This is a genomic window from Sulfitobacter sp. G21635-S1 (assembly GCF_027213915.1).
GTDB lineage: Bacteria > Pseudomonadota > Alphaproteobacteria > Rhodobacterales > Rhodobacteraceae > Sulfitobacter.
In genome coordinates this window covers 43,563-67,207 of record NZ_JAPWGV010000020.1, presented here as the reverse complement: position 1 = coordinate 67,207, position 23,645 = coordinate 43,563, and the positions used below count along the sequence as shown (strand labels likewise).

27 protein-coding genes are annotated in these 23,645 nt (G+C 61.7%); 17 read left to right on the top strand and 10 right to left on the bottom strand.

The window, feature by feature from the left end:
• The first annotated feature begins 170 nt into the window (after nucleotides 1–170).
• The 7 genes from O4H53_RS18255 (at nucleotide 171) to O4H53_RS18225 (ending at nucleotide 6,909) form a co-directional block, all read left to right on the top strand.
• Complete coding sequence (locus O4H53_RS18255; RefSeq protein ID WP_269366071.1) at nucleotides 171–1,907, top strand: type I secretion system permease/ATPase; 1,737 nt, start codon at nucleotides 171–173, stop codon at nucleotides 1,905–1,907.
• Entirely contained in the window at nucleotides 1,904–3,214 is a 1,311-nt protein-coding gene (locus O4H53_RS18250) for an HlyD family type I secretion periplasmic adaptor subunit (protein WP_114273765.1), read from the top strand. Before O4H53_RS18255 ends, O4H53_RS18250 begins: the two co-directional genes overlap by 4 nt.
• Before the next feature lie 70 nt (nucleotides 3,215–3,284).
• On the top strand, nucleotides 3,285–3,743 hold the full coding sequence (locus O4H53_RS18245) for a RidA family protein (RefSeq protein WP_114273764.1): 459 nt from the start codon (nucleotides 3,285–3,287) through the stop codon (nucleotides 3,741–3,743).
• Nucleotides 3,740–4,501, top strand: coding sequence for a glycerophosphodiester phosphodiesterase family protein (locus tag O4H53_RS18240; protein WP_269366068.1), 762 nt, complete (start codon nucleotides 3,740–3,742; stop codon nucleotides 4,499–4,501). The genes O4H53_RS18245 and O4H53_RS18240 overlap by 4 nt, the downstream gene beginning before the upstream one ends.
• Before the next feature lie 46 nt (nucleotides 4,502–4,547).
• Complete coding sequence (locus O4H53_RS18235; protein ID WP_269366067.1) at nucleotides 4,548–5,735, top strand: GNAT family N-acetyltransferase; 1,188 nt, start codon at nucleotides 4,548–4,550, stop codon at nucleotides 5,733–5,735.
• Nucleotides 5,732–6,055 carry a 4a-hydroxytetrahydrobiopterin dehydratase gene (locus O4H53_RS18230; protein ID WP_269366066.1) on the top strand — a complete coding sequence of 108 codons (324 nt, stop codon included), beginning with the start codon at nucleotides 5,732–5,734 and terminating at the stop codon, nucleotides 6,053–6,055. Before O4H53_RS18235 ends, O4H53_RS18230 begins: the two co-directional genes overlap by 4 nt.
• On the top strand, nucleotides 6,055–6,909 hold the full coding sequence (locus O4H53_RS18225) for a mechanosensitive ion channel family protein (protein ID WP_269366065.1): 855 nt from the start codon (nucleotides 6,055–6,057) through the stop codon (nucleotides 6,907–6,909). The genes O4H53_RS18230 and O4H53_RS18225 overlap by 1 nt, the downstream gene beginning before the upstream one ends.
• Nucleotides 6,910–6,987: 78 nt before the next feature.
• On the opposite strand, the gene O4H53_RS18220 is transcribed toward O4H53_RS18225, so the two are convergent.
• Complete coding sequence (locus O4H53_RS18220; RefSeq protein ID WP_269366064.1) at nucleotides 6,988–7,476, bottom strand: peroxiredoxin; 489 nt, start codon at nucleotides 7,474–7,476, stop codon at nucleotides 6,988–6,990.
• Nucleotides 7,477–7,566: 90 nt separating this feature from the next.
• Here O4H53_RS18220 and O4H53_RS18215 point away from each other — a divergent pair, with 90 nt between their 5' ends.
• On the top strand, nucleotides 7,567–8,775 hold the full coding sequence (locus tag O4H53_RS18215; protein WP_269366062.1) for an NAD(P)/FAD-dependent oxidoreductase: 1,209 nt from the start codon (nucleotides 7,567–7,569) through the stop codon (nucleotides 8,773–8,775).
• Entirely contained in the window at nucleotides 8,772–9,326 is a 555-nt protein-coding gene (gene rsmD, locus O4H53_RS18210) for a 16S rRNA (guanine(966)-N(2))-methyltransferase RsmD (protein ID WP_269366061.1), read from the top strand. The genes O4H53_RS18215 and rsmD overlap by 4 nt, the downstream gene beginning before the upstream one ends.
• A 2-nt stretch (nucleotides 9,327–9,328) precedes the next feature.
• On the opposite strand, the gene O4H53_RS18205 is transcribed toward rsmD, so the two are convergent.
• The gene (locus O4H53_RS18205; protein WP_269366059.1) at nucleotides 9,329–10,537 is read right to left on the bottom strand and encodes an aminotransferase-like domain-containing protein; all 1,209 of its coding nucleotides are present in this window, start codon (nucleotides 10,535–10,537) and stop codon (nucleotides 9,329–9,331) included.
• 237 nt (nucleotides 10,538–10,774) lie between these two features.
• Between O4H53_RS18205 and O4H53_RS18200 the strand changes: the two genes are divergently transcribed.
• The gene (locus O4H53_RS18200; RefSeq protein ID WP_269366057.1) at nucleotides 10,775–10,969 is read left to right on the top strand and encodes a hypothetical protein; all 195 of its coding nucleotides are present in this window, start codon (nucleotides 10,775–10,777) and stop codon (nucleotides 10,967–10,969) included.
• Here the strand turns inward: O4H53_RS18200 and map are convergent.
• Together map and sfsA are read right to left on the bottom strand one after the other, a co-directional pair.
• The gene (map, locus tag O4H53_RS18195; protein ID WP_269366055.1) at nucleotides 10,966–11,793 is read right to left on the bottom strand and encodes a type I methionyl aminopeptidase; all 828 of its coding nucleotides are present in this window, start codon (nucleotides 11,791–11,793) and stop codon (nucleotides 10,966–10,968) included. The two genes, O4H53_RS18200 and map, sit on opposite strands and share 4 nt — an antisense overlap.
• A gap of 29 nt (nucleotides 11,794–11,822) precedes the next feature.
• Nucleotides 11,823–12,536 carry a DNA/RNA nuclease SfsA gene (sfsA, locus tag O4H53_RS18190; RefSeq protein ID WP_269366053.1) on the bottom strand — a complete coding sequence of 238 codons (714 nt, stop codon included), beginning with the start codon at nucleotides 12,534–12,536 and terminating at the stop codon, nucleotides 11,823–11,825.
• A gap of 46 nt (nucleotides 12,537–12,582) precedes the next feature.
• On the opposite strand from sfsA, the gene O4H53_RS18185 reads away from it, so the two are divergent.
• From O4H53_RS18185 to O4H53_RS18170, 4 genes are read left to right on the top strand one after another with little or no spacing between them, the layout of a single operon-like run.
• Entirely contained in the window at nucleotides 12,583–13,302 is a 720-nt protein-coding gene (locus O4H53_RS18185) for a competence/damage-inducible protein A (protein ID WP_114273752.1), read from the top strand.
• Nucleotides 13,299–14,018 carry a GNAT family N-acetyltransferase gene (locus O4H53_RS18180; RefSeq protein ID WP_269366051.1) on the top strand — a complete coding sequence of 240 codons (720 nt, stop codon included), beginning with the start codon at nucleotides 13,299–13,301 and terminating at the stop codon, nucleotides 14,016–14,018. Before O4H53_RS18185 ends, O4H53_RS18180 begins: the two co-directional genes overlap by 4 nt.
• 11 nt (nucleotides 14,019–14,029) lie before the next feature.
• On the top strand, nucleotides 14,030–14,599 hold the full coding sequence (locus tag O4H53_RS18175; RefSeq protein ID WP_114273750.1) for a peroxidase-related enzyme: 570 nt from the start codon (nucleotides 14,030–14,032) through the stop codon (nucleotides 14,597–14,599).
• Nucleotides 14,596–15,522, top strand: coding sequence for an OmpA family protein (locus O4H53_RS18170; protein ID WP_269366049.1), 927 nt, complete (start codon nucleotides 14,596–14,598; stop codon nucleotides 15,520–15,522). Before O4H53_RS18175 ends, O4H53_RS18170 begins: the two co-directional genes overlap by 4 nt.
• A gap of 84 nt (nucleotides 15,523–15,606) precedes the next feature.
• On the opposite strand, the gene O4H53_RS18165 is transcribed toward O4H53_RS18170, so the two are convergent.
• From O4H53_RS18165 to O4H53_RS18155, 3 genes are all read right to left on the bottom strand, one after another.
• Nucleotides 15,607–16,512, bottom strand: coding sequence for a LysR family transcriptional regulator (locus O4H53_RS18165; RefSeq protein WP_269366047.1), 906 nt, complete (start codon nucleotides 16,510–16,512; stop codon nucleotides 15,607–15,609).
• 146 nt (nucleotides 16,513–16,658) lie between these two features.
• A complete protein-coding gene (locus O4H53_RS18160; protein ID WP_269366045.1) occupies nucleotides 16,659–17,600 on the bottom strand; it encodes a zinc transporter ZntB in 942 nt (313 codons plus the stop codon).
• 73 nt (nucleotides 17,601–17,673) lie between these two features.
• Complete coding sequence (locus O4H53_RS18155; RefSeq protein ID WP_269366043.1) at nucleotides 17,674–19,701, bottom strand: NADPH-dependent 2,4-dienoyl-CoA reductase; 2,028 nt, start codon at nucleotides 19,699–19,701, stop codon at nucleotides 17,674–17,676.
• Nucleotides 19,702–19,821: 120 nt separating this feature from the next.
• On the opposite strand from O4H53_RS18155, the gene O4H53_RS18150 reads away from it, so the two are divergent.
• Genes O4H53_RS18150 through O4H53_RS18140 form a run of 3 tightly spaced genes read left to right on the top strand, consistent with a single transcriptional unit; the run spans nucleotide 19,822 to nucleotide 21,235 of the window.
• Complete coding sequence (locus tag O4H53_RS18150) at nucleotides 19,822–20,280, top strand: GNAT family N-acetyltransferase (protein ID WP_269366041.1); 459 nt, start codon at nucleotides 19,822–19,824, stop codon at nucleotides 20,278–20,280.
• Nucleotides 20,277–20,759, top strand: coding sequence for an RNA pyrophosphohydrolase (locus O4H53_RS18145; RefSeq protein WP_269366040.1), 483 nt, complete (start codon nucleotides 20,277–20,279; stop codon nucleotides 20,757–20,759). The genes O4H53_RS18150 and O4H53_RS18145 overlap by 4 nt, the downstream gene beginning before the upstream one ends.
• A complete protein-coding gene (locus O4H53_RS18140; protein WP_269366038.1) occupies nucleotides 20,759–21,235 on the top strand; it encodes a hypothetical protein in 477 nt (158 codons plus the stop codon). Before O4H53_RS18145 ends, O4H53_RS18140 begins: the two co-directional genes overlap by 1 nt.
• 173 nt (nucleotides 21,236–21,408) lie before the next feature.
• Here the strand turns inward: O4H53_RS18140 and O4H53_RS18135 are convergent, their stop codons facing one another.
• The 3 genes from O4H53_RS18135 to nth are packed head-to-tail and all read right to left on the bottom strand — an operon-like array spanning nucleotide 21,409 to nucleotide 23,639.
• Nucleotides 21,409–22,005, bottom strand: a complete 597-nt coding sequence (locus O4H53_RS18135; RefSeq protein ID WP_269366036.1) for a GNAT family N-acetyltransferase — start codon at nucleotides 22,003–22,005, stop codon at nucleotides 21,409–21,411.
• Nucleotides 22,006–22,008: 3 nt separating this feature from the next.
• Nucleotides 22,009–22,998: an adenosine kinase gene (locus O4H53_RS18130; protein ID WP_269366034.1), complete on the bottom strand. Its 990-nt coding sequence runs from the start codon at nucleotides 22,996–22,998 to the stop codon at nucleotides 22,009–22,011.
• A complete protein-coding gene (gene nth / locus O4H53_RS18125) occupies nucleotides 22,995–23,639 on the bottom strand; it encodes an endonuclease III (protein ID WP_269366033.1) in 645 nt (214 codons plus the stop codon). Before nth ends, O4H53_RS18130 begins: the two co-directional genes overlap by 4 nt.
• Nucleotides 23,640–23,645: the final 6 nt, after the last annotated feature.

Below are 23,645 nucleotides of genomic sequence, written 5' to 3'. Positions count from 1 at the left end.
CGGGCCACAGTTGCCGGACTTGCGGATTCTTGGAATGGAAATTCGCTGTTAAACTGGCTATGCCAATACTGGTCGGGCCTTTTGGGGCATTGTCGGGTCGATCTGCGGCGTCTGTCGCTGTCTGTCCTGACACCGGAGATTTTAGACAGCCTTTGGGCAGGAAGGCGCAGATGCGTGATGAAATAACTCAACGTGGCCTTGCCGAACTACGCGCTGTGCGCAAGCGCAGTCGCGCGCTTTACTGGACGGTGGCGTTGTTCAGCCTGTTTGCCAATTTGCTGATGCTGACAGGCCCCATGTACATGTTGCAGGTCTATGACCGGGTGCTGGGCTCCGGCTCCGAAGAGACGCTGATTGCCCTGTCGATCCTGGTGGTCTTTCTCTACGGGGTGATGGGGGTTCTGGACCACACCCGGGGCCGCATCATGGCGCGGGTGGGCGCGCGGTTTCAGGATGCTCTGGACCGTCGCGTCTTTGACGCGGTTGTGCGCAAATCGGCGATTGCGCCGGATACCCGGACCAATGCCAACCTGGCCGATCTGGAAGCTGTGCAGCGGCTGCTGACCTCACCGGTGCTGATGGCGTTCTTCGACATGCCGTGGACGCCGATCTTTTTCGCCGCGATCTTTATTTTCCACCCGATGCTGGGCTGGCTTGCCGTCTGCGGCGCGGGGGTTCTTGTCGCGATTACATTCGCCAACCAGATCCTGTCCCGCAATTCGCAGGCAAAGGCGGGGATGGCCGGGCAGACCGCAGGTTCAATCGCGGATCAGATCCGGACAGAGGCCGAAATGGTGCAGGCCATGGGGATGCGCGATGCGGCCTTTGACCGTTGGCAAAAGGCCCGGGGCGAGGCGCTGGAAAGCCAGATCAGGGCGACGGATGTCGGCGGCACCTTTTCGTCAATGACCAAGACGCTGCGCCTGTTCCTGCAATCGGCCATGCTGGGGCTCGGTGCCTATCTGGTGTTGCAGGGTGAAATGACACCGGGGGCGATGATCGCCGGGTCCATCCTGCTGGGCCGTGCCCTGGCACCGGTGGAAATGGCGCTGAATCAATGGCCGGTCGTGCAACGGGGCCGCGACGGCTGGCAGAGCCTTGCGACCTTGCTGGGGGCCGTGTCGCCCGAGCCGCTGCGCACAGCGCTGCCGAAACCGGCGGCCAAGCTGGTGGCCAAGAACCTGACCGTTGTCCCGCCGGGAGAGCGCCAGGCCTCGCTCAAGTCGATTAACTTCAACGTTGAACCGGGGCAGGCCGTCGGGGTGATCGGCCCTTCCGGGGCAGGAAAGACCACCCTGGCGCGCACCCTGACCGGCGTCTGGCCGCCCGCTGGCGGATATGTGCGGCTCGATGGTGCGGCGCTGGATCACTATGGGGCCGAAGTGCTGGGCCGGCATATCGGCTACCTGCCGCAGAGGGTCCAATTGTTCGACGGCACGATTGCGGAAAACATCGCACGCCTGTCGCCGCAGCCCGACGATGCAAAGGTCATCGAAGCGGCCAAGAAGGCGGCAGCGCATGAGATGATCCTCGAACTGCCCAAAGGCTATGATACCCAAGTCAGTGCCGGGCAGATCCGGCTGTCGGGCGGTCAGATGCAGCGGATCGGGCTGGCCCGCGCGCTTTACGACAATCCGGTGATCCTTGTCCTGGACGAACCGAATTCCAACCTCGACAATGTCGGCTCGCAAGCGCTGAACCATGCGATCCGGTCGATGAAGGCCGATGGCCGTTCTGTTCTCATCATGGCGCACCGCCCGGCGGCGATCCAGGAATGTGACACATTGCTGGTGCTGGATGGTGGCATGCGCATGGCCTTCGGGCCCAAGGACGAGGTGCTGGCAGGCATGGTCAAGAACGCGAAGGCGATCCAATCGGCCCCGGCGGACGCAGGAGGTGTCACATGACCCCGCAACCGACAAGAAGGTGGTCCGCGACCGGGCCTGTTGTCATTGGCCTTCTCGGCCTGTTGGTGCTGGTCGGCGGGTTTGGCACCTGGGCGATGATGACCCAGATCGCCGGTGCGGTGGTCGCATCGGGGCGCATCGAAGTGGAGCGGAACCGGCAGATCGTGCAGCATGAAAACGGCGGTGTCGTTGCCGAAATCCGCGTGGTCGAGGGCGATGCGGTGGTCGCAGGGGATATTTTGCTGCAGCTGGACGGCCAGCAGATCGGGTCGCAACTGGCGATCGTCGAAGGGCAATTGTACGAGCTGATGGCCCGCCGTGGCCGTTTCGAGGCCGAGCGCGACGAAGCCGAAGAAATCGTTTACGAAAAGGAACTGATCGCGACCGGCGCAAGGGATCCCGAAATTGCGGAACTGATGGAGGGGCAGCAAAATCTCTTCGTCGCCCGCCGCGCCTCTGTCGCGCGGGAGATCGAGCAATTGGGCAAGCGCCGCAATCAGATCGGCGCGCAGATCAACGGCGTCACCGCGCAGGAAGACGCGCTTGCCCAGCAGCTTGGGCTGATTGAGCAGGAGCTTTCGAACCAGCAGTCCTTGCTGGATCGCGGACTGGCGCAGGCCTCGACCGTGCTGAACCTGCAAAGGGAAAAGGCGCGGTTGACCGGGCAGATCGGTGAACTGGCGGCCAGCCGGGCACAATCCGAGGAACGGATCACCGAGATCGAGATCGAGATCCTGAAACTGGGCACCGCAGGTCGGGAAGAGGCCATCACCCGCCTGCGTGATCTGAGGTATCGGGAGCTTGAGCTGATCCAGCAACGCCGCGCCCTGCAAAACGAGATCGAGCGCCTGTCGATCCGCGCGCCGGTCTCCGGCATCATCTACGGGCTTCAGGTGCAGACCCCCCGGTCGGTCGTGCGGGCGGCGGAACCACTGATGTTCCTGGTGCCGCAGGACCGACCGCTGGTGATCGCGGCGCGGGTTCTGCCGATCCACATCGACCAGATCGTTGTCGGTCAGCAGGTCAACCTGCGCATGTCGGCGCTGGACCAGCGCACGACGCCGGAACTGGTGGGCCAGGTCATGCAGATTTCGGCAGATGCGATAGAGGACGAGGCCACGGGCCAATCCTATTTCCGTGCGGAAATTGCCCTGAACCCCGGCGAGATGGACAAGCTGCCGGAGGGGACGATCCTGTTGCCCGGCATGCCGGTGGAAGCTTTCATCCGCACCGGTGAACGGTCCCCCATGGCTTATCTTGTCAAACCGGTTGCCGATTATTTCGCCCGCGCGTTTCGCGAAAGTTGATCGCGGGGCTTTCGGATTCCGCGCTGCGGCGCTAGTTTCTGCGTAAGCAATATTCGCGAAAGGACGATCCATGAGTTTTGCAGACCAGCTGTCGGCACTGGGCGTGACCCTGCCCGATGCGCCCGCCCCGGCGGCAAACTATGTGCCTTACGTGCAGGTTGGGAATATCCTTTACGTCTCCGGCCAGATTTCCAATGGGCCGGATGGTTTTATCCTTGGAAAGCTGGGCGCCGACATGACTGTCGAGCAGGGGGCAGATGCGGCAAAATCCTGTGCCATCAGCCTGCTCGCCCAGGTCAAGGCGGCCTGCGGTGGCGATATCGAGCGGTTGGTTCGGGTCATCAAACTGACCGGTTTTGTCAATTCCACCGAAGATTTCACCGATCAGCCCAAGGTCATCAATGGCGCCTCCGACTTTCTGGTTGCGGCGCTGGGGGACGCGGGGCGGCATGCCCGTTCCGCGGTTTCGGCGCCTTCGCTGCCGTTGGGCGTTGCGGTCGAAATCGAAGGCATCTTCGAAATCAAATGACCCTGCCACGCGCATTCCACTCTACCCCTATCGCACACAGGGGCCTTCACGATGTGAACGCCGGGCTGCCTGAAAACAGCCGGGCATCCATCCGCGCGGCCATTGCGGCGGGTTACGGGATCGAAATTGACCTGCAGCTGAGCGCGGATCATGCGGCAATGGTCTTTCACGACTATGCGCTGGACCGTCTGTCGCTGGCGTCAGGGGCCCTGCGGTTGCGCAAGGCCGAAGAACTGGCACAGATCCAGTTGAAAGGCGGCGACGAGGGGATACCGTCCCTGCGGGAAATCCTTGATCTGGTGGCGGGGCAGGTACCGCTCCTGATCGAACTGAAAGATCAGGATGGCGGTATGGGCCAGGACATCGGGCCATTGGAAGCGGCGGCGGCCGAGGGCCTTGCCGGCTATGTCGGCCCGGTTGCAGTGATGTCCTTCAATCCGCATTCGGTGGCGCGAATGGCTGAACTGCTGCCCGAGGTGCCCCGTGGCATCGTGACCAGCGCCTACCGGTATGAAGACTGGCCATTGCCGCGTGCCACCTGCGACATGCTGCGCGAAGTGCCCGATTTCGACCGGGTCGGCGCGTCATTCATCAGCCATGAGGTCGACGATCTCGCACGTCCCCGCGTGGCAGAGATCAAGGCGAAGGGCGCGATGATCTGCTGCTGGACGATTCGCGATGCGGCGCAGGAGGCCTGGGCGCGCAGGGTCGCGGATAATATCACCTTTGAAGGGTATTCACCGGCCATTCCCGCTTGATCCGGCGCGTGCCCGGACCAGATAAAGGGCAGGCAGGGCAATAGGCATGAGCGCACAAGAGATTGAAATCAGGGTGGTTCCCCACCTGTCCGAGATCGGGCAGGCCGATTGGGATGCCTGCGCCTGCCCCGAAACCGGCGATGGCGGCGCGCCATACGACCCCTTCACGACCTACCGTTTCCTGTCTGCGCTGGAGGAAAGCGGCAGTGTCGGCGCCGGTACGGGATGGCAGCCCCAGTATCTGGCGGCCTCCGTGGCAGGGCAGGTCATCGCGGTTGCGCCGCTTTATGCGAAATCCCATTCGCAGGGCGAATACATTTTTGATCACAACTGGGCCCATGCCTATGAGCAGGCGGGCGGCCGGTATTATCCCAAGTTGCAGATCGCCGTGCCGCATACCCCCGCGACGGGCCGCCGGTTTCTCACCCGACCGGGGTTCGAAGAGACGGGGCTGGCGGCCCTGGTGCAGGGGGCGGTGCAACTGACGGAAAACAATGGTCTGTCGTCGCTGCATGTCACCTTTTGTACCGGCAATGAGGTCGCAAGGGCAGAGGCCTTGGGCATGATGGTGCGCAAGTCGCAGCAATTCCATTGGCGCAACGAGGGCTATGCGGATTTCGACGGTTTTCTCGCGGGGCTCAACTCCCGCAAGCGCAAGAACCTGCGCAAGGAACGCGCGCAGGCACAGGGGTTCGGCGGCACGATCCGGACCTTTGCCGGTGACGACCTGCGGCCAGAACACTGGGATGCGTTCTGGCAGTTCTACCAGGATACGGGGGCGCGCAAATGGGGTTCACCTTACCTGACGCGCCGGTTCTTCGATCTGGCCCAGGAAACCCTGCGCGACGACATGGTGCTGGTGCTGGCAGAGCGCGAGGGACGATGGGTCGCCGGAGCGCTGAACTTTGTCGGACGGCATGCGCTTTACGGGCGCTATTGGGGGTGTATTGAACACCATCCCTGCCTGCACTTCGAACTGTGCTATTATCAGGCGATGGATATCGCCATCGCGCGCGGTCTGAAAACCGTCGAGGCGGGGGCACAGGGCGAACACAAACTGGCGCGCGGCTATCTGCCGACGCCGACCTGGTCCCTGCACTGGATGCGCGATGCGGGTTTCGCCCGCGCGGTCGAGAACTATCTACAGGCCGAACGGGAAGCGGTGGATCATGAAATTGAAGTGCTGACCGAATACGGCCCGTTCAAACACGTTCAGATAGAGGAACAGCAATGACCGAGAAACTCAGTGAAGAGACACGCCACACCGTGCTGCAACCCTTGTTCGACAGTGGCTGGGAGGTGACCGAAGGCCGCGATGCCATCCGCAAGACATTTGTCTTTCAGAACTTCGTGGAGGCGTTCGGTTGGATGACGCGGGTGGCCATCTGGGCCGAAAAATGGGATCACCACCCCGAATGGGACAATGTGTACAAGACCGTTAATGTGACGCTGACCACACATGACGTGGACAGCCTGACCACGCTGGACGCGAAACTGGCCCGCAAGATGGATGGATTGTACGGAATCGAAAAGGACCGAGTGGACAGGGACTGATGGATAAAGAGTTGAATAATTTTCTGAATACCGAGATCTGGAATGGCAAATCGCTTGCCGATCTCTTGACGCTTGAGTTTCTGGCAAGCACCGCAGGCTCTATCCTGGGTGCGATTGCCATTCTGCTGGCGGGCTGGATCATCTCCAGTTGGTTGCAACGCCGGGTCCAGAACCTGGGCAAGAAGAACCGGCACCTGGACGAGATGCTGTTCGATTTTCTGGCGTCCATCGTGCGCTATGTGGTCCTGGGTTTCGCGGTCCTGTTCGTGCTTAATACCTTCGGGGTGCAGACCACTTCGGTTGTTGCGCTCATTGGTGCCGCCGGTCTGGCGATCGGCCTGGCACTGCAGGGGACGCTGTCCAATGTTGCCGCCGGTGTCATGCTGATCCTGTTTCGCCCGATCAAGATCGGTGATTTTGTGGAGGTCGCCGGAAAGATGGGGACGGTCAAGCAGATCAACCTGAACTTTACCGAGCTTGCCGATCTGTCGAATGTCCATGTCATCGTGCCGAATTCACAGGTCTGGGGCAATGTGATCGACAATTATTCGGTCAACCCGACCCGGCGCGCCGAATGGACTTTCGGCGTGGGCTATGGTGCGAATCTCAAGGATGCTGAAACCATCATTCGCGACACCATCATGGCGGATGCGCGGGCAAAGACCGAACCCGCCCCTTTCGTTCAGGTCACGAACCTGGGCGACAGTTCCGTCGATTTCCTGGTGCGGGTGTGGTGCGATGCCGGGGATTATTTCGGGTTCAGGGCCGATATGACCCGTCAGGTCAAAGAGGCGCTGGATGCCGGTGGCGTCGATATTCCGTTCCCGACGCGGACATTGTACCAGGCAAGCTGAACAGCGCTTGCCGGGAAAAGGCCGGGCCCCTCGATCAGAGGCCCGGCCTTTCAAGTTTAAGGCGGGGCGCTTTGGTTCTTACATGCTGGCCAGCAGGCCCTCGCCGCCCGACACGTCGCAGACACCGGAGTTTTCCTCGGGCTGGAACAGGGTGACCTTGCCGTTTTCGACCAGCATCGCATAACGTTTGGACCGTGCGACCAGCCCGGCGGGCGGCGCGTCGAAATCCATGCCGATGGCCTTGGTGAATTCCGACGTGGCATCGGCCAGCATGGTGATCCCGGCTTCGGTCGCGCCGGTCGCCTCACCCCAGGCTTTCATCACAAAGGGGTCATTGCAGGAAATGCAGATGATCTCATCCACGCCTTTGGCGTCGAACTGGTCCTTGGTGCGCACAAAGCTGGGCACATGGGCGGAATGGCATGTGGGCGTGAAGGCACCGGGTACAGCGAAGATCACCACCTTGCGCCCCGCGACCTTGTCGGCCATCTTTACCGGCGCCGGCCCTTCCGCACCCATCTGGACAAGGGTTGCGTCGGGCAGTGCATCGCCTGTTGAAATTGTCATTGGCTGGGCCTTTCGTGTGATTGTGTTTATTCCTCGCAACCATATAGGTTTCCCCAATCGGCGCGACCAGAATAATCGGAAGGAATGACCATGGGACATGTGATAGTTGTGGGGGCGGGGCAAGCTGGTTCGTCCTGCGTTGCCAAGCTGCGCAATGGCGGGTTTGAAGGTGAGGTGACCCTGATCGGCGCAGAGCCGGTGCCGCCCTACCAGCGTCCACCCCTCAGCAAGGCCTACCTGATGGGTGACATGTCCCTTGAGCGTCTGTTCCTGCGGCCCGAAGCATTCTATGCCGACAACCGCGTTACGCTGCGCATGGGGACCGCAATTGAAAGCGTGGACACCGCGGCGCGCACCGTGACCCTGCCCGGTGAAACGCTGTCATATGACGAATTGGTGCTGACCACCGGGTCCACCCCCAACAGGTTGCCAGCAGCGATCGGGGGCAATCTGGAGGGCGTCTTTGTCGTGCGTGATCTGGCGGATGTGGACGCGATGGCCCCCCGGTTCAAACCGGGTGCGAAGGTTCTGATCGTCGGCGGTGGCTATATCGGGCTGGAGGCGGCATCGGTTGCCGCCAAGCTGGGGCTTGAGGTGGTTCTGGTGGAAATGGCCGACCGGATCTTGCAGCGGGTGGCGGCGCCTGAAACCTCCGATTTCTTTCGCGCGCTGCATCGCGGGCATGGTGTGGACATCCGCGAAGGCGTCGGGCTGGACAGATTGCTGGGCGAGGGTGCCGTGAGTGGCGCGCGGTTGACCGACGGCACCGAGATTGCGGCCGATTTTGTGATCGTTGGCGTCGGCATCCGGCCGGGTGTGGCGCTGGCGGAGGCTGCGGGCATCGAAATCGACAATGGCATCAAGGTTGATGCGCAGGGCCGCACCTCGGCCCCGCATGTCTGGGCGGCGGGTGATTGCACGTCTTTCCCCTACCGTGGCGGGCGCATTCGCCTGGAATCGGTTCCGAATGCCATCGACCAGGCAGAGGTGGTGGCAGAGAACATCATGGGTGCGGGCAAGGACTATGTTGCCAAACCGTGGTTCTGGTCTGATCAATATGATGTAAAGCTCCAGATCGCGGGCCTGAATACCGGCTATGACCGGGTGGTGACCCGGCGTGTGGACGCAGATTCGGTCGGGTTCTGGTATTACCGGGGTGAGGAGTTGGTTGCGGTGGATGCGATGAACGATCCGCGCGGCTACATGGTGGGCAAGCGCCTGATCGAAGCAGGAAGATCGCCTGATCCCATGGCCATCGCCGACCCGGCAACCGACCTGAAGGCATTGCTAAAGGCGTGAGGATCATCGCGGGCAGATTTCGCGGCACCGCATTGACGGCCCTGGGCAAGGGGGACGCGGCGGCGCATCTGCGGCCGACGTCGGATCGGGTGCGTGAGAGCCTGTTTTCCATGCTGACCCACCGCAATGTGATTGCGGGCGCGCATGTGCTTGACCTGTTTGCAGGGACCGGCGCGCTGGGGCTCGAGGCGCTTTCCCGCGGTGCGCGGGATGTTTGTTTTGTCGAGAATGGTCGCGTGGGCCAGCGGTTGATTTCCCAGAACATCCAGAAGCTGAGGGTTGCGGAGGAAGTGAAACTCATGCGCGACGACGCGACCCGGCTTGGGGCCTGGCCCAACGCACCCTTCGATCTGGTGTTTCTTGACCCGCCTTATGGCAAGGGGATGGGCGAACTGGCTCTGACCGCTGCCCATGCGGGGGGATGGCTGGCCGCAGAGGCCACCATCGTCTGGGAGGAAAGCGCACCGATGATTGCCCCGAATGGCTTCGCGCCGCTGGACAATCGCCGGTTCGGGGATACCCATGTGACGCTTTTGCGCCACGCGGGATAGGGTCAGGCGGCGCGGATCGCTGCCGCCAGTCGTTTGATGCCTTCGCTGATCTTTGCATCGTCCGCCAGGGAGAAGGCCAGCCGCAGGGTGTTCGCCCCGGACCTGTCGGCAAAGAAGGCCTGACCGGGCACAAAGGCCACGCGCTGGGTTTCCAGCGAAACACGCAGCAGGTCGGCGCCGTCCATGTGTTTTGGCAGCGTGATCCAGACGAACATGCCGCCGTCCGGTTTGGTCCATGTCACGCCATCGGGCATATGGGTTTCCAGCGCCGCCAGCATCGCATCACGTCGCGCGGCGTAGGTCCGGCGCAGCTTGGCGGTGTGATCGGCAAAGACACTGCGCGCGACGGTATTGATCGCCATCTGGTTGATGGTCGAGGAATGCAGGTCGGCGGCTTGCTTCATCAGCACAAGGCGGCTGATGACATCGGCAGCACCGCAAACCCAGCCGACCCTCAGACCAGGCGCCAGGGATTTGGAAAAGCTGCCACAATAGAGTGTCCGGCAGTCTTCGATGGTTCCCTTGCGGGCAACTTCCAATGCCAGCATCGGCGGGATCGGATCACCATCGTAGCGCAGCACCTGATAGGCGGCGTCTTCGATCACCGCGATGTCCATCTCGTCCGCAAGGTCAAGGATGCTCTGGCGCGCGGCAAGGTCCAGCGTTTCACCGGTCGGGTTGGCAAAATCGACGGAGGCATAGGCGAACTTCACCCGTCCGCCCTGCGCGCTGGCTGCCTCGGCATAATCCGATGCGGACCGGTTTCCACGCGGGATCAGGCGGTCGTAATTGGGTTCATAGGCGTTGAACGCCCCCAGCGCACCAAGGTAGGTCGGCCAACCGATCAGCGCGGTGTCACCAGGCGACAGCATCAGCTTGCCCAGGTAGTCCAGCGCCTGTTGCGAGCCGGATGTGATCAGCACGTTGTCGCGGGTACAGGGCACGCCCAGCGCCTCCATCTGGGTGACGATCCAGTCACGCAGGGGCGCGTATCCTTCGGAAACCGAATACTGCAGGGCGGCGCTGGCGTTTTCAGGGGACAGGGCATCGGCCAGGGCCGATTTGAAGGCTTCGGTCGGAAACAGCGCCGGGTCGGGAATGCCGCCGGCAAAAGAGATGATGTCGGGCTGATCCAGCAGTTTGAGCAACTCGCGGATTTCGCTGGCCTTCATGCGGTCCATGCGCGTCGCGAAAATATCGTGCCAATCCATGATGGGTCCCTCCCTTTTTGGGGACGTAACCACGAAACCAAATCTATGGCAATAGTTCTTACCTAACTGGCGGGATAGTTGCTGGGCCCGGGGTTGAGCGAAGACGGGTCAGCGTTCGGATTTTCCTGGGTGCGTCCGGGTAAATCAGGGGCGGTTCGGACAAATGGACAGTTTGGCCCAAAACCCCGCCAGCAGGCAAAAGCTGCAAAGGCTCCGCTTCCGTGCTATTTTCCCCGCATGATGGATTTGACATTGCCACGCTGGGCCATGCCCTTGTTTCAGACAAGGGCCAATGACCGCACCGCGCCTGTCCGCACTCCGGCGGGTCCCGCGATCTTCATCACCGATGCGATCACACCTGTCGCGGGAGAGACCCTGCTCAGCCTGCTGATGAAGAAGATGGCAGAAGCGGAAGACAACCCGGAGGGTTAGCCGCCATATGTCGGATGAAACATGTTCGATGGCGACAGGGTAAAGATCTCGACCCCATCTTCCGTCACGCCGACAGAATGCTCAAACTGTGCGGACAGGGATTTGTCCCGTGTCACGGCAGTCCAGTCGTCGGAGAGGGTCTTGGTCTCGGCCCGGCCCAGATTCACCATGGGTTCGATGGTAAAGAACATGCCCGGTTCAAGGATCGCGCCGGTGCCGGGTCTGCCGTAATGCAGCACGTTGGGCGGCGCATGAAAGACGCGGCCCAGCCCGTGCCCGCAGAAATCCGTGACCACCGACATGCGCTGCGCCTCGACGTAGGATTGGATCGCATGGCCAATGTCGCCAAAGGTGTTGCCGGGTTTCACGACCCCGATGCCCCGCATCAGGCTGTCATGTGTGACCTCGATCAACCGCTCCGCCTTGCGGGGCAGCTTGCCCGCGACATACATGCGCGACGTGTCCCCAAACCAGCCATCGACGATCACGGTCACGTCGATGTTCAGGATGTCGCCGTCCTTCAGTTTCTTGTCACCGGGAATGCCGTGGCAGACCACATGGTTTACACTGATGCAGGAGGCATGCTGATATCCCTTGTAGCCGATGGTCGCTGATTTCGCGCCGGCCGCATTGACCTTTTCCTCGATGATGCGGTCAATCTCGCCGGTTGTCTGGCCGACGAACACATGTTCGGCAATCTCATCCAGGATGGTTGCCGCAAGCCGCCCGGCCGCGTGCATTCCGGCAAAATCCGACGGGTCGTAGATGCGGATGCCGTCCCTTGTGACGCGGCCACGGTGCTGTTCGTTCACCGGCTTCTCCATGATGATACCATTCTCATTTCCAACGATATTTAACCCGTGGGGCCGCGCAATGCCAGAGGGGCAGCCAAAGTGACGCATTCCGGGCTGATATGGGTGCCGAGACACAGCGTTTCCACCCCGGCCCGGGTCGCCGCCGCATGGGCCGCAGCATAGGCAGGGTCAATATCCGCGGCCATTGTAACATCTGTGCAATCGGTACGCTGCACCAGATAAAGCAATACGGCACGATGGCCATCGCGTGCCATTTGCGCAAGTTCGTCCAGGTGCCTCGCACCCCTTGCGGTCACGCTGTCGGGGAACTCCGCCAGGCCCAGCCTACGGCAAAGCGTGACCGATTTGACCTCGACATAGCAATCGGGGCGGTCTGCACCGGACAACAGGAAATCGACACGGGACTTTTCACCATATTTCACCTCGGCACGCAGGGCGTCATAACCTGCCAGCCCGGCAATCTCACCGGCCTCCAGCGCGGCCTTTACCGCCCGGTTGGGCAGGCTGGTATCGACGCCGGTGAAATGACCGTTCTCATGATCCACCAGCCGCCAGCCGAATTTGAGCTTTTTCTTCGGATCGTCGTTGGGCTCCAGCCAGATCTTGCTGCCGGGGTCGGCAAGCCCCATCATCGACCCGGGGTTGGCGCAATGGGCGGTGACCTCGCGCCCGTCCTCCAGCCTGCAATCGGCCAGGAACCTCTTGTAGCGTCGGATCAGCCGGGCGGGGACAAGTTGGGTTTGAAAGCGCATGGGGTGCGGCCTATACCGATCCTGAGATTGCCTCAAGGAGAACCCGATGCCAAACCCTACCGCCGCCATGATCGTCATCGGAGACGAGATACTGTCGGGCCGAACGCGGGACAGCAACATGTACCATCTGGCAGGCAAGCTGGCGGAGGCGGGGATCGACCTGAAAGAAGTGCGCATGATCAGCGATGACCATGATGCAATTGTCGGCGCTGTGCAGGAGGTGTCAGCCCGCTACGACCATGTCTTTACCAGCGGCGGCATTGGCCCCACCCATGATGACATCACGGCCGACAGCATTGCTGCGGCCTTTGGCCGGGGGATCGACGTGCGCGACGATGCCCGCGCCATCCTTGCCGCGCATTATGCCAAATCCGGGACCGAGCTGAATACCGCGCGCCTGCGCATGGCGCGTATTCCCGACGGGGCGGCACTGATCGAAAACCCGGTTTCTGCCGCGCCCGGTTTCAAACTTGAGAATGTGCATGTCATGGCGGGGGTGCCCAGCGTCTTTCACGCCATGGTCGAATCTGTCCTGCCCGGCCTGACCGGTGGTGCCCCGCTGATCAGCCGCAGCCTGCGCGTTGACCGGGGCGAGGGGGACATAGCCGAACCGCTGGGCGCATTGGCCAGGGCCTATCCGATGTTGTCGATGGGGTCCTACCCGTTCCAGAAAGACGGCAAATACGGCGCGCATGTCGTGATCCGGGGCAGTGATGCCGTGGCCGTCGATGCGGCGCTGGTTGAGCTGAAGGCGGCCTTTCCATGACACCTGAAACGGCACGGTTCTTCGAGGTCTGCGACCGGACTTGGCCCGCCGCGCGGCGTTTCGATCACGGGGTCTGGACATTGCGGGAGGGGCAGGGCGGTGGCAAGCGCGTCTCTGCCGCGACAGCGCGGGGTCAGGTTGCTGCCGCCGACATCGAAGATGCCGAAACCGCGATGCGCGCGCTGGAACAGACCCCTTTGTTCATGATTCGCAACGGGGATGAGGCGCTTGACAGGATGCTTGAGGCGCGCGGTTACCGGGTTGTCGATCCGGTTGTCATCTACAGCCTGCCGATCGAGCGGTTGACCGATGTGCCGATCCCGCGGGTGACCGCTTTCAACATCTGGGAGCCGCTGGCCATCATGCGTGAGATATGGGCGCAGGGCGGGGTCGGTCCTGCACGTATTCAGGTGATGGAACGCGCCGAGGAGAAGACGGCGATCCTCTCCCGTTGGAAGGAAATGCCCGCCGGTGTCGCCTTTGCCGCGATCCATGACGGCATCTGCATGGTTCACGCGGTCGAGGTTCTGCCCCATCAGCGGCGGCAGGGGGTCGCCGGGTGGATGATGCGGCGTGCCGCCTTCTGGGCGCAGGCGCGGGGCGCGACGCAGATGGCGGTGCTCTGCGTGGTGCAGAATGCAGGCGCAAACGCGCTTTATCGGGCTATGGGCTTCACCGAGCAAGGACGCTACCATTATCGTCAATCCCCGGAGTAGAGGAGACTTTCGTGGCTGACACATCCCCAACCGCACTGGACCTGCCCATGGTCCAGCCCTTGCCAGAGCAGACGCAGAAGTATTTCGATGTCTGCATGGACAAACTGGGGATGATCCCCAATGTGCTGCGCGCCTATGCCTTCGACATCGACAAGCTGAACGCCTTTACCGCGATGTATAACGACCTGATGCTGGGCGACAGCGCCCTCACCAAGCTTGAGCGCGAGATGATCGCGGTGGCGGTGTCCTCGGTCAACAAATGCTATTATTGCCTCGTTGCCCATGGGGCGGCGGTGCGGCAATTGTCGGGGGACCCTGAACTGGGCGAGGCGCTGGTGATGAACTACAAGGTTGCCAGGATCGACGCGCGGCAGATGGCGATGCTGGACTTTTCCGTCAAGCTGACCCGCGAAAGCGCCGCCGTGGTCGAGGCGGACCGGCAAGTGCTGCGCGACCACGGTTTTTCCGACCGCGATATCTTTGATATTGCCAGTGTCGCGGGGTTCTTCAACATGACCAACCGCGTGGCGAGCGGTACGGACATGCGGCCAAACGCCGAATATCACGCACAGGCGCGATGATCCTCCGGGCGCTGGTTCTGGGCTGTTTTCTGGTCGGTCCGGCGGCGGCCCTGGAACTTTCCCTGCCTGCCGCGGCGCGGCTGACGGCCGAACGCAACACCGGGCCGGACAGGTATTCCGCCCCGGCGGGCATTTTCCGCAATGGCCAGGTTGTCACGCTTGAGGTGGAAGGCGACGTGCACCGTGCCGCCTGGCGGTTGAGCCAGCAAGGGCTGACACCGCTGCAACTGGTCCGCCCCCTGCGGCGGCAATTGGTCGACGCCGGATACGAGATACTGCTGGATTGCGCGTCGCAGACCTGCGGCGGCTTCGATTTCCGCTTTGCCACGGAAACGCTGCCGGGGCCGAACATGTACGTCAACATCCGGGCCTATCATTTCATCACCGCTGTGCGCCCCTCTGTCGCGGCTCCGCAGGAGGTGCTGACGATCCTTGCGAGCACTGCGGCAAACTCGGCCTATCTGCAGATCATCCGCGCGGGCGAGGTAAGTGATGACGAGGTGGTGACCGATGCGCCGGTGCCTATTGCCCCGGCAGCGCAGGTCGAGAACGATCTGGGCAACCGGCTGATACAGCAGGGCCATGCCGTGTTGCGGGATCTCGAATTCGCGACCGGCGCCTCTGACCTCAACGACGGCAGCTATGCATCGCTGCAAACCCTGGCAGAGGTGCTGGAGGCGCGGCCAGAGCTGCGCATCGCACTTGTCGGACATACGGATTCGGTTGGCGGGCTGGACGGTAATATCGCGCTCAGCCAGCGCCGCGCACAATCCGTGCGCCGGCGCATGATCGACAGCTACGGGATCGACGGTGCAAGGATGGAGGCTGAAGGGATGGGATACCTCGCGCCTATTGCGAGCAATCTTGAGGAAACAGGCCGCGAGGAAAACCGCAGGGTTGAGGTGATCGTGCTGGGAGAGTGAGCCGAAGACAGAAAAAACCCCGACACCTAGAAAGTGCCGGGGGAGTTCACCGAGGGAGGTTGGTGTTCGTAATTCTGTGACCGCTCACCAGTCGTTGGGGCCCTTGTCGGCAAAGGCATGCACCAGAAAGTCGATGAAGGCGCGCACCTTGGGCTGGGTGAACCGGCCCGGCGGATAGACAGCGTAGATGCCCTGGGTCTCAAGCGGCAAATCGGGGATCGCATCTTCGATCAGCCCTTTTTCCATCGCGTCGGAGTAAAGGAAGCTGGGCAGGTAGGCGATGCCAAGGCCCGAGATCGCCGCATTCAGCAGGGATTGCCCGTCGTTGACCGACAGCCAGCCCGCGGTGCGCACCTGCCTTTTTTCGCCCGACGGGGCGGTCAGTTTCCAGACGTTGCCGCTGGACTGGTTGGAATAATGCAGCAGCTTGTGGTCGTTCAGATCGTCGATCTTTTCAGGCCGCCCATAGGTTTCGAAATACTTCGGGCTTGCGATCATGCGCTTTGTGGTTTCGGTCAGCTTGCGCGCGCGCAATGTGCTGTCCTCCAGTTCCCCGATGCGCACGGCCATGTCGAAACCTTCGCTGATCAGTTCGACATAACGGTTGTTGAGCACCATGTTCACGGTGATATCCGGGAAATCCTTGAGGAAATCCGACAGTGCCGGTGACAGGTGGTTCACGCCGAAATCGGTGGCAACCGAAATGCGCAGCAGGCCGGAGGGCGCGGATTGCATCGAGGTGACAAGGGCATCCGCCTCGCCCGCATCGTTCAGCACGCGACGTGCCCGGTCATAATAGGCAAGGCCGATTTCCGTGGGGGACACGCGGCGTGTAGTCCGGTTCAGCAGGCGCGCGCCCAGCCGCGCCTCAAGGGACGAGACGTGTTTTGACACAGCGGATTTGGAGATCCCCATTTTCTTGGCGGCATCGGTAAAGCCTCCCTGGTCCACCACGGTGGCGAATGCTTCCATTTCTGTCAGGCGGTCCATACAAGGGTTCCTCGTCCTCTTAGTTTCAAGGACCGTGTATGCTGTTCAATTTAGGCAAGATCGCGGCAGGGATGGGACAGTTGCAAGGTCTTTGCAGGAATCGTTGATGGCAGGGAAACGACGGAACAGTCTGTTTCTGCCTGTGATCAGAACCAGCGCACCAGCTTGAGAAGGGCAACCATGATGGCGCCCAATCCCAGCATAGACAGGCTAAGGATGGCAAAGGCACTGGGTGATCCCACACCCGGCATACCACCGACGTTGACCCCGAAGAGCCCGGTCAGGAAGCCCAAAGGCAAAAAGATGGCAGCGGCCACGGATAGTACATAGCTGTGCCGCGCCTGCCTCTGGGCGATATTCCCGTCATGTTCTTCCTGAACGGAGATCAGGCGACCCTGCAGCTCGTCAAGTTCTTCCACCGCAATCGCGGCCCGGTTTGCAAGTTCGCGCAAACCCAGGCTGACAGTTTCCGGAATCAAGGGCAGGTCAAGTGTCGCGAGTTTGCTGAGTGCGGCGCGTTGCGGCTCCAGGTAACGACGCAGGCGAATGACACTCCGACGGTTTTCCGGCAGGTCCCGGGGCATCGGTGTGTTCTTGTCCTCCAGCGCAATTTCATAGTGATCCGTGCGCGCGTCGATCGTGGCCACATGCTGATCCACCCGGTCGGTCAGCCCTTCGATCAGGGTTTCAAGGAACTTAGCCGTGCTGACCGGGGCTTGCTGAGCCTCTGCATTCCGGCGGATTGCGTCGATGGCAAATACCTTGTTGCGGCGGACGGTGATCAGCACGTCCTCATCAGCGTAGATGCGGACCGACACCATCTCGTCCGCATCCTGTCCGGCGTTCAGGTTAATGCCCCGAAGGTTCAGGATCAGCCCGCCCTCGAAGCGGTCGCATCTTGGCCGTGTCTTGGGTTGGATCAGGGCACCACCCGGAATGCTGTGCAGGTGTTCTCTGGTCCAGGCCTCAAGCAGTGGATCGGACAGGTCGAAATGCCACCACCGGAAAACCCCGCCGCCGGTCAGATTGTTGTCCTGCGGCACTGTGGTCGTACCGTCCTCGGCAATATCGAAAACACAGATCGGCATTGGCGGTCCCTCGTTACCCGGGCTTGAGTCTGCACCCGGCAGCCCTTGCCCGCAAGGTGTAGTCGCACCCGGTTCAGAGTGTCGCCGCCAGTCTTGTCCCCTGATTGATCGCGCGTTTTGCATCCAGTTCCGCCGCAACATCTGCGCCGCCAATGACATGGCAGGTCTTGCCCTTGGCCTCCAGCGCATCGGCCAGCGACCGGTCCGAAAGCTGCCCTGCACAAAGCACGATTGTATCAGCCGCGATCAGGGTCGGGTTTTCACGCGCCTCGCCAAAGCTGATGTGCAGCCCCTCCGCGTCGATCTTTTCATAGTTTACGCCTGCGATCATCCTGACCTGTTTCATGGTCAGTGAGGCACGGTGAATCCAGCCTGTGGTCTTGCCCAGGCCCTTGCCGACCTTGCTGGTCTTGCGTTGCAGCATGGTGACCTCACGGGCGGGGGCGTCGGGCTGGGGGCCTTCCGGGGCAAGACCCGCGCGATGCTGCGCCGGGTCGGTCACACCCCATTCACGCATCCATTCGGGCAGGTTCAGCGTTGTACTTTTGCCGTCGTGGACAAGGTGTTCGGACACGTCAAAGCCGATGCCCCCCGCGCCGATGACCGCCACCCGTTGCCCTGCCTTTGCGGTGCCGTTCAGCACGTCGATGTAGCTGACGACATTGCCGCTGTTCTGGCCCGGGATCTGCGGGTCGCGGGGGATGACACCGGTGGCGATGATCACTTCGTCAAAACCGTCCAGATCGTTGGCAGAGACCTCTGTGCCGAGTTCAACCGTGATCCCATGGAATGCGACCATGGTGCGATACCAGTCGACAAAGCCCCAGAATTCCTCCTTGCCCGCGACCTGCTTGGCCAGGTTCAACTGGCCGCCGATCTCTGACGCGCGGTCAAAGATGGTCACGGCATGACCGCGCTCCGCCGCGGTGATGGCGGCCGACAGGCCCGCCGGCCCGGCCCCCACAACGGCGATGGATTTTGGCGTCGCGGCCTTTTCGAGGGTCAGTTCGGTTTCGTAACAGGCGCGCGGATTGACCAGGCAGGTTGAAATCTTGCCGCCAAAGGTATGGTCCAGGCAGGCCTGGTTGCAGGCGATGCAGGGTGCGATCCGGGCGGCATGCCCTTCCATCGCCTTTTTCACGAATTCGGCATCCGCCAGCATGGGGCGGGCCAGGCTGACCATATCGGCGCAGCCGTCCGCCAGCACCTGTTCGGCGACGTCGGGCGTGTTGATCCGGTTGGAGGTGATCAGCGGGATGCCGACCTTGCCCATCAGCTTTTTCGTGACCCAGGCAAAGGCGGCACGCGGCACGGATGTCGCAATGGTCGGGATGCGCGCCTCGTGCCAGCCGATGCCGGTGTTGATGATGGTGGCACCTGCCTTTTCGATCTCCTGCGCCAGTTGCGCAACTTCGTCATAGGTCGATCCGTTCGGGATCAGGTCGATCATCGACAGGCGGTAGATGATGATGAAATCGGGACCAACCGTTTCGCGGACACGTTTGACCACCTCGATCGGCAGGCGCATCCGGTTTTCATAAGAGCCGCCCCATCGGTCGGTGCGTTTGTTCGTGTGGGTGACAAGGAACTGGTTCAGGAAATAGCCTTCGGATCCCATCACCTCGACGCCATCATAGCCCGCGTCCCTGGCGCGCCCGGCGCAGGCTGCAATGTCGCTGATCTGCTTTTCGATACCTTCCTCGTCCAGCTCCTTGGGGGCGAACATGGAAATGGGGGATTTGATCGCCGAAGGGGCGACGCAGTCGGGAGAGAATGCATAGCGGCCCGCGTGCAGAATCTGCATCGCGATCTTGCCGCCTGCCTCGTGCACCCGCCGGGTCACGATGCTGTGGTTCGACACGTCCTGATCGCTGATCATCATCGCCGCACCATGTGCGACGGAACCTTCGGCGTTCGGGCCGATGCCGCCGGTGACCATCAGACCAACCTCGCCGCGTGCGCGCGTTGCGTAGAATTCCGCGACACGGTTCCAGTCGCCGGTTTCCTCAAGTCCCGTATGCATGGACCCCATCAGCACGCGGTTCTTCAGCGTGGTAAACCCAAGATCGAGAGGGGCGAGCATATGAGGGTAGCTGGACATGGAAAATCCTTTCTGGCTTGCGGGCACTTGTGCGCAAGAACACCCGATCCGGAGGCTTGTGTCACGGCAGACGCGGCGTCATCCTGACCATTGGTAATGATCGGGGCGATGGAGGCAAGGATGCAGGTGCGGGCGCGCAGGGATCAGGGCGCGGAGGACGAAGCGCTTGGCCGGATCATGTATGATGCAATTCATCACGGTCCGAGCCAGTATTCAGCCGCAGAAAGGCAGGCCTGGCTACCGGCCCCGAACGCGGGCGATGGATGGCGCGCGCGCCTGTCGGCGCAACAGGTCTGGGTCGCCCATGACGGCACCGGTCCGGTCGGTTTCATGACGCTTGACGAGGATTACATCGACCTGGCCTTTGTCGCTGCAGGCTGGCAGGGGAAGGGTGTTTTCAAGACTCTTTTTGCCCGGGTCGAAGCGGCGGCTCAGGGTCATCGGCGGCTTTGGACCCACGCCAGTCTGATGGCGCAACCTGCCTTTCTGGCGGTGGGGTTCCATGTTATCCGTCAGGAAAACGTGACCCGGAACGGTGAGGTTCTGCGCCGCGCCGAAATGGAGAAGATGCTCGAATGACCCCGGAAGAAATTGCCAAACTGCCCTATCGCCCCTGCGTCGGCGTGATGTTGGTCAATGCCGCTGGTGACGCCTTTGTGGGGCAGCGCAAGGACCGCGACCAGGACGCCTGGCAAATGCCGCAGGGCGGCATTGAAAAGGATGAAGCCCCGCGCGAGGCGGCACTGCGCGAGCTGGAAGAGGAAACCGGCGTCTCGCGCGATCTGGTCACGGTGGTCGCTGAAACGCGGGGGTGGGTGCCATATGACCTGCCGCATGATCTGGTGCCGAATATCTGGAAGGGCCGGTTTCGCGGGCAGGAACAGAAATGGTTCCTGATGCGTTTCACGGGTACGGACGATCAGGTGAACATCGAAACCGCGCACCCCGAGTTTTCCCGCTGGCGTTGGTTGCCTGTGGATCAGTTGGTGCCCAGCATCGTTCCCTTCAAGCAGGCGGTTTACCGCGCTGTGGTAGATGAGTTCGAGGAGTATCTGTAATGCGATCTGTTGTCTTCATGCTGGCACTCTGTGCCCCGTTTCCGGCCCTGGCGCTGTCCTGCATCGCCCCGTCCGTCGAGCGGACCTTTCACGAGGTCAACGATGCCAAGGCCGAATACGTCGTGGTGCATGGACGCCTGACGCTGGATCAGAGCAAACTGCCAAGTGAGGGTACGACGCAATCCAATCCGCCCAAGATGACGATGGTGCCTGCGACGCTGAACGGAACCTCGCTGAGCGCATCGGGGTTCCATACGCCCTTTGATCACGACATCATGCTGGAAGTCGCCTGTTTTGGTCCCTGGTGCGGATCCATCGCCGATGGTGCGGATGTCCTGGCCTTTGTCCGCCGTGATGGCGGGCATTATGCATTGGGGATCAACCCCTGCGGGGGGCATGTATTTGCCCCTGCCCAACCGGCTCAGATGGAACAGGTAAGACAATGTTTCACCGGTGGGACCTGCAAGAAGAAATAGCCGTTCCGGAGAGGTTCGCGGGAACTGAACGTCGGTAACCCTGAACCCGGTAAGACCGTTTCAACACATCAAGACATGTCATTTATGACATGTCTTGATGTGTTTCCGGGTGCAGACCTTGCAGAAAAAGGCAAAGCGGTGCGGACGGGGCCGCCTCCTGATGCGGAATCTGCTCAACCGGGCCGGAAGATCGGGACATGGCCAGCAGCCTCAGCGGGCAGGATGCCGGACAGACGCGGATCATCTTCGATCTCGATCTGCTGTCTGTAGGGAGCAAAGCCGCTGCGGATGTAGAACCCCAGGGCCTGCGGGCTGTCCAGCGTGCAGGTATGCACGTGAAGCCGCGTGATCGGCGCGCGCCATGCCAGCGCAATCGCCTGGTTCATCAGGTAACGCCCGGCACCGGAGCCGATCAGGCTGGGCGCCAGCCCGAAATAGGCAAGCTCGCAGGCTCCTTCCTGGCGGAAGTCCAGCTCCAGGATTGCCGCATCCTCACCCGCCTTCTGCAGGGTATGGAATGTCACCTTGGGATCTTCCAGGATCGCCTGAAGCTCGGCATCCGGCATCATCCGGCGACCAAACCAAAGCCAGTCGCGTCCGACCCGATCAAACAGCGCCCTGTAGCGGGCCAGGTCGGGCCTGATCTGTTCGAATGTCAGCCCGGCAGGCAGATCGACGGGGCGCAAAGGCGGTTTTGCCTGCATGTGCAGATGCGTGACCACCATTGCCACCTTGCCCGGCGGAACGTCATGCAACCCGTCCGCGATCATGGCTCAGACCAGACCTTCGGCCCGGAACCGCGCCAGCATGTCCGCTTGCGGGCGTGGTCCGATGTGGCTGATCACCTCGCCGGCGCAAAGATTTCCCATGCGGCCGCAGGTTTCCAGATCGGCCCCCTTGGCGAGGCCGAACAGGAACCCGGCCGCGAACTGGTCCCCCGCGCCGGTGGCGTCCACCGGCGTGATCTTCTTGACCGGCACGTCAACCCGTTCACCCTCACGGATCAGGGTCACGCCGTCGCCCGAACGGGTGCAGACCACGATCGGGCAGATCGCTGCAGTCCTGCGGATCGCCTCTTCCAGATCTTCGGTTTCGAACAGGGATTTCAGCTCCGCCTCGTTGCCGATCACATAGTCGAGGTCATGTTCGATCAGGGTCAGAAAATCCGCGCGGTGGCGCTCGACACAGAAGGGATCGGAAATGGCGATGCCTGCCATGCCGCCTGCCGCCTTGGTCGCGCGCGCGGCCTCGCGAAAGGCGGTCTTGCCCGCGTCCTCGTCAAACAGATAGCCTTCGAGAAACATCATCTTTGCGTTGCCCGCGACGTCACCCGATACATCCTCCGACGCCAGGCCGGTTGAAATGCCAAGATATGTGTTCATCGACCGCTCCCCGTCGGGGGTGACAAAGATCATGCTGCGCGACGTCGGCATGTCGCCCGAAGTGACGGGCGGATTCACAAAGTCGATGCCGTGGTCCGACATGGCGCTGGCATAGAACTTGCCCAGGGCATCGTCCCGCACGCGCCCGATGAAACCCGTCTGCAACCCCAGCGCACCGGCCCCCGCAATGGTGTTGGCCACGGATCCGCCGGGCGTCTGCACCCGTTCCGCCATCGCGGCATAAAGCGTTTCGCCCCGTTCGCGTTCCACCAGTTGCATGATGCCTTTCTCGATCCCCATGTGATCGAGAAAACTGTCGTCGCACTGGGTAATCACATCCACAACGGCGTTGCCGATGCCAACAAGGTCGTAGGTCTTCATATTGTCTTTTCCTCAAATGGGCAGAGATCACGGATAATGCAGGTCCTGCACAAGGGTTTGCGGGCTTTGCAATGATAGCGGCCATGCAGGATCAGCCAGTGATGCGCGTGCAACTGGAAATCCGCCGGTATGTGGTCTTCGATGGCACGTTCCACCACGTCCACGGTCTTGCCCGGCGCAATGCCGGTGCGGTTGCCGACGCGAAAGATATGGGTGTCCACGGCCTGGGCGGGCTGCCGCCACCACATGTTGAGAACCACATTGGCGGTCTTGCGCCCGACACCGGGCAGGCTCTGCAGGGCGGCGCGGGAACTGGGCACCTCACCGCCATATTCCTCGACGAGGATCTGGCTCATTTTCATGACGTTCTTGGCCTTCTGCCGGAACAGGCCAATGGTCTTGATATGCTCAGTCAGGCCTTCCAGCCCCAGTTCGACCATCTTTTCGGGAGTATCGACGATCTTGAACAGACTGCGCGTCGCCTTGTTCACCCCGGCGTCGGTGGCTTGCGCGCTCAGCGCGACGGCAACCAGCAGGGTATAGGCGTTGACGTGATCGAGCTCCCCTTCGGGTTCCGGGTCAGCAGCCTGGAAGCGCAGGAAAATCTCGCGGATCGTATGATAGTCGAGCTGTTTTGCCATGTCGGG